Below are 14,327 nucleotides of genomic sequence, written 5' to 3'. Positions count from 1 at the left end.
ACAAGTAGTAGAAGGAGTACGCTTTAAAAATGTCTCAAAAAGAACATGGAGAAGTGAGAAGTACTAGTGGTACCTTAAAGGGTATCTATCACTATTTGAATTCTCCCAGTCCTCATTTGTTTCCGTTTGTCTTTATTAGTAACGTAACAGATAGCTTTCAGATGTTTCGCGTGTGTAAGAATGGTGAGCCAATTGCCTTTCCTGTACTTCTACCAAATCAGTATAAAATTGTTTACATTAAGGACTTTCAAAATGTTAGCTCCTGCGATGAGATTACAGTGACTGAACATTTAGAAGAATACATCTATGATGAATCAGAGTTAGACTAGATTGATACCTATAGTCAAATCAACTCAGAATGAATTAATTAATCTATTCAGATTTGCTTAATGTGTCAAGGAATTAGATGTAGCAAAAGCCCTCAGGTAGTTCTTGGGGTTTTTCTTAATTATAGTTATTTGAAAGAATTAGATATCAATTTTCTACAAAATAAAGTTTAGTAATAATATTGAAATAATTGTAAAAAATATTTCAAAGGGGTATAATAGAAATGTGAAAACGGTTCCAATGTTTATCAAACAGCCTAGAAAGTGAGAGTGATCAAAATGAGAAAGGCATATGTTGTTAAGGAACGTCAACGTTACTCAATTCGTAAATATTCTTTTGGAGCTGCATCAGTCTTGATTGGTGCGAGCTTGATGCTTGGTGGACATGCTTTGGCTCAGGAACAAGCCAACAGCACAAGTACCAGCAAGGATTATGAAGTTTTTGTAAATAATTCTGAACCACTTCAAATCGACCAGGCAACTTCAGAAGCTGTTACCGATGTCCTCAATCAACCAGCTTCAAGATCTGAAGCGCCAAGACCTAAGCTTGCTAGCAGTGAGGTTGCCTCTTCTGAAGCTAATAGTGTAGTGGCTAGCGAGGCTGCTTCTTTGGAAGTACCGGCAGAGGTTGCTCATTCTGCATCTGCTGTTGCTACTGTTTCTAGATCAGAAGTGGCTAGCCCACGTTCTGAAGTGTCATCAGTAGCTAGCTCTGAAGTAGCTAGTGAAACTGACCGTTCAGCAACTTCAGAAGTAACAGAAGTTAGAGGTACTGACCGTGAAGCTGTCGATACTAGTCTTCGTACTGTCTTAACTAATTCTAGTCAGCCAGGTGTAGATGGTCCAGTGACTGCTGATGGTTCTCTTGATATCCCATCAAACGGTACCTATTATTTCCGTCGCACAACAGAAATTCGTACTGCGCCAATCATGGATATCAAACCTACCTTCGTCTTTAGTGCAGGCGACCATGTTATCTATGACAAGGTCTTGAAGAGAGACAATCACCAATGGATTTCTTACATTGGTTACGACTATGAACGCTACTATGCTGATATCGCAGCTTTGAAGGCCGAAAATACTAGTAGCAACACTGAAGCGACTAGATATGAAACCATCCCTGAACGTGGTACTTATTACTTCACTAAACCTGCAGATGTGAAGAATCAACCTAGCTTGACTGCTAAGACTGAGTTCAATTTTGATCCCGGTATGTCAGTCAACTACGATAGATCTTTGCTTGCTGACAACCACCGTTGGATTTCTTATGTGTCATACAATGGTACTCGTCGTTACGTCGATCTAGGTGCTGCAGCAGAGGCTGTAGCTAAACCAAGAGGCGATATTGCTATTGAAAGCCATGATAATGGTGACTTTAGTGTGGTTATCAGTAATGTTTCAGATCAAAACGGTGTCCTTGGGGTATCTGTTCCAATCTGGTCTGAAAAGAATGGACAAGATGACATCATCTGGTACAATGCGACTCGTCTTAACGATGGTAACTACAAGGTTAACGTCAGTCTAACTGACCACAAGAATGAACGTGGCCTCTACAATGTTCATCTTTACTATGTTGAAACTAATGGTAAATTAGTTGGTGTGGGTGGCACAACTTACACAGTTCCTGCCAAGGTTGAAGAAACGCATACAACTACTAGCTATAGCCTTCCTGATGCAGGAACTTACACCTTCAAAAAACGTTCTAGCATCAAGGCAGAACCTCGTGTGGCAAGTCCAGAGTTGGCCTACTACGATGCTGGCATGTCAGTCAATTACGATAAGATTGTCAGTGGTGATGGTTACCAATGGCTTTCTTACCTCAGCTACAATGGCAACCGCCGTTATGTAGCCGTGTCTAAACTTGCTCAACAAGAAAGCAAACCAAGCGGTACTATCAATATTGAAAATCTCTCTAACCTTGGTTTTGATGTTCATATCACTAATGTTTCTGGTGGTGATAAAGCTATCCAAGGCGTAAGTGTTCCAGTATGGACAGCTCAAAACGGTCAAGACGATCTTGTATGGCACCAAGTTGACAGACAAAGTGATGGTAGCTACAAGGTTCGCATCAATGTTACTGACCATAAGGCTGAAGCGGGCGAATATATTGTCCATCTCTACTATGTCCAAGATGGTAAGATGGTAGGTATCGGAGGCACTAGCACAACTGTTCCAGTTCAAAATGCAACCCGCCACAACCTTCCAGCTTCAGGTTCATACACCTTTACTGCTCGTTCTGGCATTAAGACTCAACCTTTGGTAGCCAACCCAGATGTTAGCTACTACGATGCTGGTATGTCAGTCAACTATGACAAGGTTGTCAATAATGATGGCTATACATGGCTTTCTTATCTCAGCTATTCAGGACATCGTTTCTATGTTGCTATCGCACCAACAAGTGTAACTAAACCTGTAGAACAACCAGTCCAACCAAGTACACCTTCATCTGGTACCTATACTTTCAAGGAACGCTCTAGCATTAAAGCAGAACCAAGTGTGGCAAGTCCAGAGTTGGCCTACTATGATGCTGGTATGTCCGTTAACTATGACAGATTGGTGACTGCAGATGGTCATACCTGGCTCTCTTATGTTAGCCATGGAGGCAACCGCCGTTACATTGCTATTGATGCTAAGGCAACAGCAGTTGCTCAACCAGCAAGTCCAAGCCTAGCGGCAACTGGCACCTATACCTTTACCAAACCTAGCTCTATCAAGGATCAACCAAGCGTTGCAAGCCCAGAGTTAGCCTACTATGATAAAGGCATGTCCGTTCGCTATGACAAGGTCCTTACAGCTGATGGCCACACCTGGTTGTCTTATGTAACCTATAGCGGTGCAAGACGCTATGTGGATATTTCTTAAGATTCGTAACATCACTCTCTTTTGAGGGTGGTGTTTTTTAGTTTCAAGAGTTGAATAAATATATTGTTCAATATGTTTTGAAAATATTTGCCGTAAATTAGAGAAAGTTGTAGAATCAAAATGAAAGTATAGGATTCGTTCTATAAGTAGCTAATTCATCAAGTTATTGAAAGGAAATGTTATAAAACGGAGGTATTGAGCATGTTAGATATTTTTGTTTTAGAAGAAGATTATTTTCAACAAGCTCGTCTTGAGGATGCCATCCACAAGTCTAAACAAATATATATTTTAAGAATTGGGAAGGTCAATTTATACGATAAACCCAATCAATTATTAGAGCGTATTACGGAAAGGGGCTCGCATTTACTGTTTTTTCTAGATATTGGATCTGATAGTGATATCGAAGGGGGAGTATTGGTTGCTCAACAGATTCGTGAGCGAGATCCTTATGCTAGTATTGTTTTCATCACAGCACATCCCGAACTCCTACCTTCAACCTTTCAGTATCGCTTAGCTGCACTTGATTTTATTGACAAGAATTTGCCTGATATTGAATATGAAGATAGGATTATTTCTGATATTGGATTAGTACTTTCTAAAAATGGTTTGAGCCAAATAGAGTGTGCTTTTACGGTAGATACAAAGAATGCAACTATACAAGTTCCTTTTCATAAGATTCTTTATTTTGAAACATCTCCAACAGTTCATAAGGTGATTCTTCATACAACGGAAGAGCAGATTGAGTTCTATGGTCAATTGTCAAAAATTGTGAAACAAGACTGCAGACTATATAAATGCCATAAATCATTTGTTGTAAATCCCGAAAACATTGTGAGATTGGACAAAGAGTTAGGTGTAATTTATTTTGAAAATGGAGAGTCATGCTTGGTTTCGAAAGCTAAACAAAAAGAGATTGTTGCTAAGATGCTTGTTCCAAAACCCATGGCAGTTTGATATATATATAGTATTTTTATTTTAAATGTTATTTTCTGATTATGACGAAAAAACGACCGTTTATGACTTCAATGAAAAATTTAGCTGTTTTTGTATTATAATATCCGAGTAAATTATCAGTAAAGGACATCACTCATGAAAAATACAAGTAAACTTATTGGTTTAGTATTAGCCCTTATCGTAGTTATCCTCGCTATCTTTTTGGTGTCTAAATTTAACAGCCATGAATCAGCTCGTGTTAGCACAAGTAGCAGTCCAGTCAAAACGGTTAAGAAGTCATCTTCAAGCTCAAGTAAGGCTGTTAAGAAGGATAAGAAATCAGTTCAATCATCATCTTCAGCAGTCACAAATGAAGAAAATGACAATCAGGCCTCAGCAGTAGCACCTAAAGTTTCCTCTCAAGAACAAGCTCAAGCAGGCACTACAGATGGTGGACAAGTGGCTGAATCTGCAGCTGGAACAGATAAGGCTAAATCTGAGAAGAACACAAATAATAGTCAATCATCGCTTGACTTTGGTGCCCTTGACAATGGTGATATTAGCTCTCTTGTGGGAACTTGGACTAATGCGAATGGTGAATCAGTTACAATTAATGCTGATGGTACAATTATTAAAAACTCAACAGGTTATACTGCTCAATTGAAGCCTCAAAGAGTTTCAGATAATATTTTCTATGCAGGAGTTTTCTCAGATACAAGCTCAGCTGCATTGAGAGCGATTTCTGGAGGTAGTAACGGCTCTGATTACCTTGTTATTGGTCAGGACCAAACTGCTGAAGGTGTCCCTTATTATCGTAACTAGTACGAAAAAGATTGCTATTTATGAACTGCACCCCAAAAGTTAGACAGATAAAATCTAACTTTGTGGGGTGTTTTTTTGGTTGATTGGAGCAAAAAAATGTTACAAACTATTGTTTTTTTTTGTAATAAAAATGTAAAATAAGTAAAGAGAACAATAAATCTCATTTTGAATAAATAAGAGAGGTTCATTTATTAAAGAAATGCTCTAACTTAGAATTTCTCTTAAGATTATGCTAAAGGAAGTTATGCCATGCTTAACATCTATGTTTTAGAAGATCATTTTATCCAACAAAATCGTATTGAAGAGGTTATTCATACGATTCTTAAGAAAAATAATATTAAAGTGGGGGACTTTGAGGTTTTTGACAAACCCAATCAACTGTTAGAGTCTATTACCGAGCGAGGGTCTCATCAGCTCTTTTTCTTGGACATTCAAATTAAAGACGATACTAAAAAAGGTTTGGAAGTGGCTAAGCAGATTCGCAAGAATGATCCCTATGCCAGTATTGTTTTCTTCACGACTCATTCAGAGTATCTTCCCTTAACTTTTCAATACCAACTGGTAGCTCTAGACTTTATTGATAAGTCTTTGGAGGGTGAGGACTTTCAAAAGCGTGTGGAAAGTATTATCTTATTAACCTGCAAAAAGATACAGAGTCAGAATCCAGAAGACGCTTTTCGGATTGAGAATGCTAAGACCGTTATTCAGGTTCCCTTTCATGATATCTTGTACTTTGAGACCTCGGATATCGTTCATAAGGTTATCCTTTATACTAAAGAGGAGCAGATTGAGTTTTATGGCAGTCTCTCACAAATTGAAAAGAGTGACCCTAGACTGTTTAAATGCCACAAATCTTTCCTTATCAACCCAGAAAATGTCATCAAATTAGATAAAAGTACGGGGACAGTCTATTTTGAAAATGGTGGCGTTTGCTATGTTTCAAAGTTGAAACTAAAGAAATTGCTTGAGAGAATCAGCCTATGACAGCAATCAATTTTTTGTTGGATAATCTAGACTTTTTAGCGGAGATTATCCTCTTTATTGTCATTTATCAATACATTACCTCCGAGAAGATAAAGCTAAGATGGTATATCATCATCCCCTTGATTATCCGATTTTTGTTTGTGCTTTCTCCAGCCCTATCCTATGTTTTAGGGCATGCCTTCTTGGTTGTTTATTCCCTCTACAGAAATCGTTATGGCAATAGGTTATTAGATATTTTCTATGGCTTGTTTCCAATCGTCATAGAGAGTCTTGTTCACAATCTTATTATTTATGGGATTGCCTTAGTCATCAATCGACATTATTTGATTGTACTTAACCATTTTCATTTAAACCTTGTCATTGAGTTGCTAGTCTTTCCTGTGTTTTGGTTAATCATTAAGACCTTAAAAGTAGATTTCAAAGCACTGAACTATGGTTTTAGAAAGTCATTTTCAAAGTACTTTTTATTGCTTATAGATATATCAATGTTATCTTATGCTCCCCTTCTCCAATATATCACCTTTTTTGTGCAACAGAGCCCTGGAGGAAGAGATTGGCATGTTTATCTCGTGGTGACCTATGCTTTACTCTTTCTTGCGACACTTGTTTACATTAATGCGACTTTCAGTGAAAGACTAAAAGAAGAAGTCCTACTCCAAAAAGATAGGCAAATTAGTGATTTGGCTCATTATAGTCAACAAATCGAGCAACTCTATACGGATATTCGTCGCTTCAGGCATGATTACCTAAATGTTTTGTCTAGTATCAAATATGGCATTGACTCCAAGGATATAGCTATGATTTCCGATATCTACGATAATATCCTTGAAAAAACAAAGACTCGGATTGAGGGAAAACAGTACGAAATTGCCAACTTGATTAATATTAAAGATGAAGCTGTTAAAGGTGTCCTGACTAGTAAAATCTTGGAAGCACAGGGACAGTCTATTACCGTTCACCTTGAGGTCAGCGACGTCTTTGAAGTATCGAGGATGGAATTGTTGGATTTCATAACGGTGCTGTCCATCTTCTTGGATAATGCTATTGAGGCTAGTTTGGATAGCAGTACTAAAGAAGTAAACATTGCTCTTATCAGTGGAGAGACAAAGGTAGTAATAGTGGAAAATACCATTGCTCCAGAATCTATCAATACAGTCGGTATCTTTAAACTTGGTCGCTCAAGTAAAGGAGAGGGACGTGGTATAGGTCTGTCCACTGTTCGAGAGATTTTAGGGAAGTATCCTAATTGTTCTTTGTCAACACAATCTAAAGACTATCGTTTTAAACAGACACTAAAAATAGAAGATGTGGTTTGATTATGACGAAAAAACCACCGTTTATGACTTCAATGAAAAATTTAGCTGTCTATATATTATAATAACCTAGTAAATTATCAGAAAAGGAACATCACTCATGAAAAATACAAGCAAACTTATTGGTATCGTGGCAGCTCTTATCGTAGTTATTCTTGCCATCTTCCTGGTGACTAAGTTTAACAGCCATGAATCAGCTCGTGTTAGCACAAGTAGCAGTCCAGTCAAAACGGTTAAGAAGTCATCTTCAAGCTCAAGTAAATCTACTAAGAACGATAAGAAAAATTCAAACCCGCATGTAAAAAATGAAGACACAAAAGATGAAACAGTTGAGGTTAGTGAGTCTTCTGTTGCCAAAGATTCTGCAACTAAAGACACTGATGAAACGGTCTTATCTTCAGGAGAAGTTTCTGAGCCTACAAAAGAAAAAACAGGAGAAGAAACACAATCATCATCATCGTTTAATGGGAAGCAACTAAGTTCAGGTGATTATAGTTCAATCGCTGGTACTTGGACAAACTCTCGAGGAGAATTTGTTACAATTTCACCAGATGGCACAGTACAAAATGGGAGTGGTTATACTTATCATCTCTATTCTGGACATTTAAATAATGGAAATTTTTCAGGAACAATTGCTTCTGATATTGATAGCGCAGCTTTTTGGGCTATTCCTGGAACTGGTAATGGCGATTCAGACCATCTTGTTATTGGTCAAAGTGATGATGCAGAAAATTATCCATTTTATCGCAATTAACATGAAAAAAGATTGCTATTTTAATAGTGATCTTTTATATTTCTCTTAACTTTTTTCTAACAAAATTACGAATAAATTAGTATGGCTTGCTTCGACTTTCGATTATGACAAAAATTGGACAGTTTATGATTTAGGTGTGAACAAGTCAAATAAATTTGGTATACTAATGGACAAGTGAGAAATATTCAGTAATATTCTGTAAAATACTTGTAATGTTTGTCACCGAGTGTTACAATCAAACAGTAACATCAATTCGATAGAGAGAATAATTGATATGAAACGAGAAAAATTTTTACACGAACAACAACGTTTTTCCATTCGTAAATATTCATTTGGGGCAGCATCAGTCCTTTTAGGAGCAAGTTTGGTCTTTGCAGGTCAAGCTTTGGCTGATGAGCATCATGAAGTTTCAACACCTTCAGATGCCACTTTGCGTGCTACCTCAGATAGTGATGCTGTGACAGCAGCTGATATTTTCAATGGTGTAGCGACCGATGGGGTAGCATCAAGCGAGAAAGCTAGCCAAGTCTCAACAACTAGCCAAACCGCTAGTGAAACTGCTACTAGCGAGGCTAGAAGTGAAGTGAGTGCTAGTACCTCACAAGCAGCTGATAAAATTTCTGAATCAACAGCTGCCAGCTCAGAAGTGACAAGGAACACAAATGCTTCATCTGAAACAGCCACTAACCTTGAGGTATCTGCCTTAACGAGAGCAGCTGTCAATACTAGTTTGGTGAGCCAACCAGCTACAACTACAGACAGCGACCTTCCAAGTCAAGGGACTCATGTCTACAAGGAACGTACAGAGATTAAGAATCAACCCAAGGTGTCTGCCAAGGCTGAATTTTATGTAAATCCAGGAGACAGCGTCCTTTACGATCAAGTCGTGACGGCTGACGGCTACCAATGGATTAGCTACAAATCATACTCTGGCGTGCGTCGTTATGCGCCAGTGAAACCAGTGGCAGCTGGTAGTGGTAACGGTAATAGTGGTAATGGGGATGGTAAGCCTTCTAATGGCACTCAAGCCACAACAGGTGCTTTGAACATCCCAGCGACAGGAACTTTCTACTTTACACGTGACACAGATATTAAGAAAGAACCAAAAGCAGACCTCAAACCTACTTTTGTTTTCAGTAAGGGTGACCATGTTATCTATGACAAAGTTTTGACTGCGGATAATCACCAATGGATTTCTTACCTTGGGTATGACTATGTTCGCTATTATGCCGATATTGCGACTTTGACACCTGCTAAAGCTGAAACACCAACTGTTAAACCAACAGAGACTAATCAAGCAAAACCAGAAACTACTGGTGCTGAAAAACTTCCAGCAAGTGGTACTTATAATGTGACACGTAGCTTGAATGTTAAAAACGAACCTAAGGCCTCTGCAGAAACGCTTTATACCTTGGAAAAAGGCTACAAAGTGAACTATGACAAGGTCTTGACTGCGGATAACCACCAATGGATTTCTTACATTAGCTACAGTGGTACACGTCGTTATGTGGATATTGCGACCTTGAAAACTACTGAGTCTAAACCACAAGAAAACCGTGTTTCTGGTAACCTTACCATCAACAACCAAACCTCTAATGGCTTTGATGTTGTCGTTACCAATGTTTCAGGTGGTGGCAAGGCAGTCCAAGAAGTTCGTGTTCCAATTTGGTCAAATAAAGATGGTCAAGACGACCTCACTTGGTATCATGCTGACAAACAATCGGACGGTAGCTACAAGGTTCATGTAGATACAGCCAGCCATAAGGGCGATGCTGGTACCTATTCTGTGCATCTTTACTATATGTTGAATGGTAAGAGAACCTATATCACAGAAACCAAAGCCACAGTCCCTGAATCTCAAGTAACAGGGAAATTGACTATCGACAACCAAACGTCTAATGGCTTTGATGTTGTCGTAACTAATGTTTCAGGTGGTGGCAAAGAAGTTAACGAAGTCCGTGTTCCAATCTGGTCAGATAAGAATGGTCAAGATGATCTTACTTGGTATCATGCCGATAAACAATCAGATGGAAGCTACAAGGTTCATGTAGATAAAGCCAGCCATAAGGGTGATGCTGGTACCTATTCTGTGCATCTTTACTATATGTTAGATGGTAAACGAACTTATATTACCGAAACTACAGCCACAGTTCCTGAATCTCAAGTGACAGGGAAATTGACCATCAGCAACCAAACGTCTAATGGCTTTGATGTTGTCGTAACTAATGTTTCAGGCGGTGGCAAAGAAGTTAAAGAAGTGCGTGTTCCAATTTGGTCAGATAAGAATGGTCAAGATGACCTTACTTGGTATCATGCCGACAAACAATCAGACGGTAGCTACAAGGTTCATGTAGACACAGCTAGCCATAAGGGTGATGCGGGTACTTATTCTGTGCATCTTTACTACATGTTGGATGGTAAACGAACTTATATTACCGAAACTACAGCCACAGTTCCTGAATCTCAAGTAACAGGAAAATTGACGATTACCAACCAAACGTCTAACGGCTTTGATGTTGTCGTTACCAATGTTTCAGGTGGTGGCAAAGAAGTTAAAGAAGTCCGTGTTCCAATCTGGTCAGATAAGAATGGCCAAGATGACCTCACTTGGTATCATGCCGACAAACAATCAGACGGTAGCTATAAGGTTCATGTAGATAAAGCCAGCCATAAGGGTGATGCGGGTACTTATTCTGTGCATCTTTACTATATGTTGGATGGTAAGAGAACCTATATCACAGAAACTACAGCTACAGTCCCTCAAATCACTGAAACTCAAGTGACAGGGAAATTGACCAATAACGGTTCTTACTATAGTGTTCGTGGTAAATATGATGATATTATCATTGTCAATAAGAAGCATGGTCTTTCTAAGGACTATAATCCAGGTGAAAATCCTACAGCTAAGGCAGCCTTTGTTCGCCTTCGTGATGATATGATTAACCAAGGTTTGAATGTCGGACGTTCATACAGTGGTTTCCGTTCTTATGACTATCAAAAGACTCTTTACGACAATTATGTTAGCCGTGATGGTCAGGCAGCTGCAGATCGTTACTCAGCTCGTCCTGGATATAGCGAACACCAAACTGGTTTGGTCTTTGATTTGACTGATAAATCAGGTAACTTGCTTGAGGATGCACGAGCTAGTCAATGGCTTAAAGACAATGCACATAACTATGGCTTTATCGTGCGTTTCCAAGCAGGTAAAGAAGCTTCAACCGGCTACATGCCAGAAGCATGGCATATCCGCTATGTGGGTAAAGAAGCTAAAGACATCCACGATTCAGGATTGAGCTTGGAAGAGTACTTTGGTATCGAAGGTGGCGATTATGCTACTAGCAGCAAACCTGCTGAAAGCAAACCAGCCACTACAGGTGCCATCAACCTTCCAGCGACAGGAACTTATACCTTCACAGGTCGTGCGTCAATCAAGGCAGAAGCTAAGGTTTCAAGCCCAGAGTTGGCCTACTATGACAAGGGCATGAGTGTTAACTATGACAAAGTTTTGACAGCCGATGGTCATCAATGGCTTTCATACATGACAACAAGCGGTGCCCGTCGTTACGTTGATATTGCGACAGTTAAAGCTACAGAAACTAAACCAGAAGTTAAACCAGTTGCTAAACCAGCGGATAAACCAAGTCTTCCAGAATCAGGCACTTATACCTTCACAGGTCGTGCGTCAATTAAGGCAGAAGCTAAGGTTTCAAGCCCAGAGTTGGCCTACTATGATAAGGGTATGAGCGTTAACTACGACAAGGTTTTGACAGCCGATGGCCGTCAATGGCTTTCATACGTGACAGCAAGCGGTGCACGTCGTTACGTTGATATTGCAGCAGCCAAGGCAGAGTCTAAGCCAGCAAGTCAACCAGAAGTTAAACCGGTTGCTAAACCAGCGGATAAACCAAGTCTTCCAGAATCAGGCCGTTATACCTTCACAGGTCGTGCGTCAATCAAGGCAGAAGCCAAGGTTTCAAGCCCAGAGTTGGCCTACTATGACAAGGGTATGAGTGTTAACTACGATAAGGTTTTGACAGCGGACGGTCACACATGGCTTTCATACATGACAGTGAGCGGTGCTCGTCGTTACGTTGATATTGCTTAGTGTAATAATGATTAGGTTGGACATTATGTCCAGCCTTTTTTGATAGCCTTTCTTTATCATGAGATTGAATTTTTCAATTTTTGTGACGTCTTTTGGAGTGCTATAATGGTTAATATAGAATAGAGGTTATTATGAAAATTGCGTTGGTACAGATGGATGTCGTTCACGGGCAGCCTATGGAAAATAAAAAACACGTCATAGAGATGCTGGAAAGGGCGCTTGATGACAATCCTGATGTTATTGTGCTTCCTGAAATGTGGAATACAGGCTATGCTTTAAACGAACTTGATGGGCTTGCGGATAAGGATGGATTGGACTCTCAAGAACTCTTGTCTCATTTTGCTAGGAAACATGCTGTAGCTATTATTGGAGGGTCCGTTGCTATTGAGAAAGATGGTAAATTCTACAACACGACCTATGTCTACAATAAGTCTGGGGACTTAATCAATACCTATAGCAAGGCCCATCTCTTTGGCCTTATGGCAGAGGACCAGTACATGTCTGCTGGGTCGAATGAGTCTGTTTTTGAGCTTGATGGTGTGATAGCTGCCAGTGTCATTTGTTATGATATCCGTTTTCCTGAATGGGTGCGAACACAGATGGCACAAGGGGCCAAGGTGCTTTTTGTGGTAGCGCAGTGGCCGGAACCTCGAGTGCAGCAATGGGAGATTTTGTTAAAGGCGCGTGCAGTTGAAAATCAAGCTTTTGTAGTTGCTGTCAATCGTGTTGGATCAGGACCGAACGATATCTTTTCAGGACATTCTATGGTTATAGATCCACTTGGAAATGTGGTCTTACAAACCAAGGAGCATGAGGAGGGCGTTTTTACGGCTGATATTAATCTTGAAGAGGTAGATAAGGTTCGAGGTCAGATTCCTGTTTTTGAGGATCGTCGCACGGACTTGTATCATTAAGGAGTGTTTATGTTATTTGAAGAATCTGACTTATTGAAGGCATTGCCAGAACAGTTTTTTGCAGGGTTGGTTGCTAAAGTTAATGCCAAGGTGGCGGAAGGAGCAGATGTTATCAATCTTGGTCAGGGGAATCCAGACCAACCAACCTATGACCATATTGTTGAGGCGCTTTGTACCTCAGCGAAAAATCCTGCTAGCCATAAGTATTCACAGTTTCGAGGCAATCGTCCTTTTAAGGAAGCTGCTGCTAGTTTTTACAAGAAACATTATGGGGTCGATTTGGATGCGGAGCGTGAGATTTGTGTCATGGGTGGGGCTAAAATTGGGCTTGTGGAATTGCCCCTAGCTTTGATGAATCCAGGTGACCTCTTGCTCCTACCTGACCCAGGATATCCTGATTATTTATCAGGAGTGAGTCTAGGACGTGTAGCCTATAAGACCTTTCCTTTGACGGCTGAAAATGATTTCTTGCCAGATTTGGATGCCATCCCTGAAGAGACAGCTCGCCGTGCTAAGTTTATCTATATCAATTATCCGAATAATCCTACGGGTGCTGTGGCGACTAAGGCCTTTTATGAAAAGTTGGTTGCCTGGGCTAAGACTTACGAAGTTGGTGTGGTGAGTGATTTAGCTTACGGAGCTTTGGGCTATCGAGGCTATGAGAATCCTAGCTTCTTATCAACACCTGGTGCTAAAGATGTGGGCATTGAGTTCTATACTTTCTCGAAAACCTTCAATATGGCTGGTTGGCGTTTAGCCTTTGCTGCTGGGAATGACCAGATGATTGAAGCCTTAAATCTGATTCAAGACCATCTTTTTGTGGGAATCTTTCCTGCCTTGCAGGAGGCTGGGATTGCAGCCCTCTTAGATCCTAAATCTGAGGAGGCTGTTGCTCAACTGAATGCGACTTATGATAGCCGTCGAGATGCTTTTGTCCAGGCAGCTGCTAAGATTGGCTGGAAGGCCTTTCCATCCAAAGGTTCTTTCTATGCTTGGATGCCTGTACCAGAGGGTTACACTAGTGAGAGTTTTGCGGATCTTTTGCTTGAGAAGGCCCATGTTGCTGTGGCACCAGGTAAAGGATTTGGTTCTGCAGGAGATGCTTATGTTCGTATTGGGCTTTTGGTAGAGCCAGAACGTCTGGTCGAAGCAGTCGATCGTATTGCCAACTTGCAATTATTTAATAACTAGATAACAATCATGAAACAAGTAGTTGGAAAAGACTGCTTGTTTTTTTGGCTCTTTGTCAACTGTAGTGGGTGACGAAAAGCTAACATCTAGAGAGAACCTGATAGGTTTTCTCTTTTTGTATGT

At 40.1% G+C, this 14,327-nt stretch carries 10 protein-coding genes; all 10 read left to right on the top strand.

Features of this window, described 5'->3' with window-relative positions; all coding sequences use genetic code 11:
* Positions 1–29: 29 nt before the first annotated feature.
* The 10 genes from H7T99_RS09230 (at position 30) to H7T99_RS09185 (ending at position 14,204) form a co-directional block, all read left to right on the top strand.
* Positions 30–329, top strand: a complete 300-nt coding sequence (locus H7T99_RS09230) for a hypothetical protein (protein WP_037600462.1) — start codon at positions 30–32, stop codon at positions 327–329.
* A 276-nt stretch (positions 330–605) separates the two neighbouring features.
* Entirely contained in the window at positions 606–3,188 is a 2,583-nt protein-coding gene (locus tag H7T99_RS09225; protein WP_037600459.1) for an SH3 domain-containing protein, read from the top strand.
* A 201-nt stretch (positions 3,189–3,389) separates the two neighbouring features.
* Complete coding sequence (locus tag H7T99_RS09220; RefSeq protein ID WP_037600457.1) at positions 3,390–4,142, top strand: response regulator transcription factor; 753 nt, start codon at positions 3,390–3,392, stop codon at positions 4,140–4,142.
* A 135-nt stretch (positions 4,143–4,277) separates the two neighbouring features.
* Positions 4,278–4,943, top strand: a complete 666-nt coding sequence (locus tag H7T99_RS09215) for a DUF6287 domain-containing protein (RefSeq protein ID WP_037600454.1) — start codon at positions 4,278–4,280, stop codon at positions 4,941–4,943.
* Between the two features lie 249 nt (positions 4,944–5,192).
* Positions 5,193–5,927 carry a response regulator transcription factor gene (locus H7T99_RS09210; protein WP_037600451.1) on the top strand — a complete coding sequence of 245 codons (735 nt, stop codon included), beginning with the start codon at positions 5,193–5,195 and terminating at the stop codon, positions 5,925–5,927.
* On the top strand, positions 5,924–7,243 hold the full coding sequence (locus tag H7T99_RS09205; RefSeq protein WP_037600449.1) for a sensor histidine kinase: 1,320 nt from the start codon (positions 5,924–5,926) through the stop codon (positions 7,241–7,243). Before H7T99_RS09210 ends, H7T99_RS09205 begins: the two co-directional genes overlap by 4 nt.
* A 97-nt stretch (positions 7,244–7,340) precedes the next feature.
* Complete coding sequence (locus tag H7T99_RS09200; RefSeq protein WP_037600446.1) at positions 7,341–7,994, top strand: DUF6287 domain-containing protein; 654 nt, start codon at positions 7,341–7,343, stop codon at positions 7,992–7,994.
* A gap of 274 nt (positions 7,995–8,268) precedes the next feature.
* A complete protein-coding gene (ldcB, locus tag H7T99_RS09195; protein ID WP_201035985.1) occupies positions 8,269–12,099 on the top strand; it encodes an LD-carboxypeptidase LdcB/DacB in 3,831 nt (1,276 codons plus the stop codon).
* 131 nt (positions 12,100–12,230) lie between these two features.
* Complete coding sequence (locus tag H7T99_RS09190) at positions 12,231–13,013, top strand: carbon-nitrogen family hydrolase (RefSeq protein WP_037600441.1); 783 nt, start codon at positions 12,231–12,233, stop codon at positions 13,011–13,013.
* Between the two features lie 9 nt (positions 13,014–13,022).
* Positions 13,023–14,204: a pyridoxal phosphate-dependent aminotransferase gene (locus H7T99_RS09185; RefSeq protein WP_037600437.1), complete on the top strand. Its 1,182-nt coding sequence runs from the start codon at positions 13,023–13,025 to the stop codon at positions 14,202–14,204.
* Positions 14,205–14,327 lie beyond the last annotated feature (123 nt).

This window comes from Streptococcus sp. 17.1 (assembly GCF_016648655.1).
In the GTDB taxonomy this organism is placed as follows: Bacteria; Bacillota; Bacilli; order Lactobacillales; family Streptococcaceae; genus Streptococcus; species Streptococcus salivarius_E.
Note: the sequence above shows the minus strand (reverse complement) of the source record. Positions and strands in the feature narration are given on the sequence as shown.

What these genes read in the sequence shown, in the direction of transcription:
- H7T99_RS09230 (WP_037600462.1), top strand. Translation starts at nt 30, where the DNA reads ATGTCTCAAAAAGAACATGGAGAAGTGAGAAGTACTAGTGGTACCTTA.
- H7T99_RS09225 (WP_037600459.1), top strand. Translation starts at nt 606, where the DNA reads ATGAGAAAGGCATATGTTGTTAAGGAACGTCAACGTTACTCAATTCGT.
- H7T99_RS09220 (WP_037600457.1), top strand. Translation starts at nt 3,390, where the DNA reads ATGTTAGATATTTTTGTTTTAGAAGAAGATTATTTTCAACAAGCTCGT.
- H7T99_RS09215 (WP_037600454.1), top strand. Translation starts at nt 4,278, where the DNA reads ATGAAAAATACAAGTAAACTTATTGGTTTAGTATTAGCCCTTATCGTA.
- H7T99_RS09210 (WP_037600451.1), top strand. Translation starts at nt 5,193, where the DNA reads ATGCTTAACATCTATGTTTTAGAAGATCATTTTATCCAACAAAATCGT.
- H7T99_RS09205 (WP_037600449.1), top strand. Translation starts at nt 5,924, where the DNA reads ATGACAGCAATCAATTTTTTGTTGGATAATCTAGACTTTTTAGCGGAG.
- H7T99_RS09200 (WP_037600446.1), top strand. Translation starts at nt 7,341, where the DNA reads ATGAAAAATACAAGCAAACTTATTGGTATCGTGGCAGCTCTTATCGTA.
- ldcB (WP_201035985.1), top strand. Translation starts at nt 8,269, where the DNA reads ATGAAACGAGAAAAATTTTTACACGAACAACAACGTTTTTCCATTCGT.
- H7T99_RS09190 (WP_037600441.1), top strand. Translation starts at nt 12,231, where the DNA reads ATGAAAATTGCGTTGGTACAGATGGATGTCGTTCACGGGCAGCCTATG.
- H7T99_RS09185 (WP_037600437.1), top strand. Translation starts at nt 13,023, where the DNA reads ATGTTATTTGAAGAATCTGACTTATTGAAGGCATTGCCAGAACAGTTT.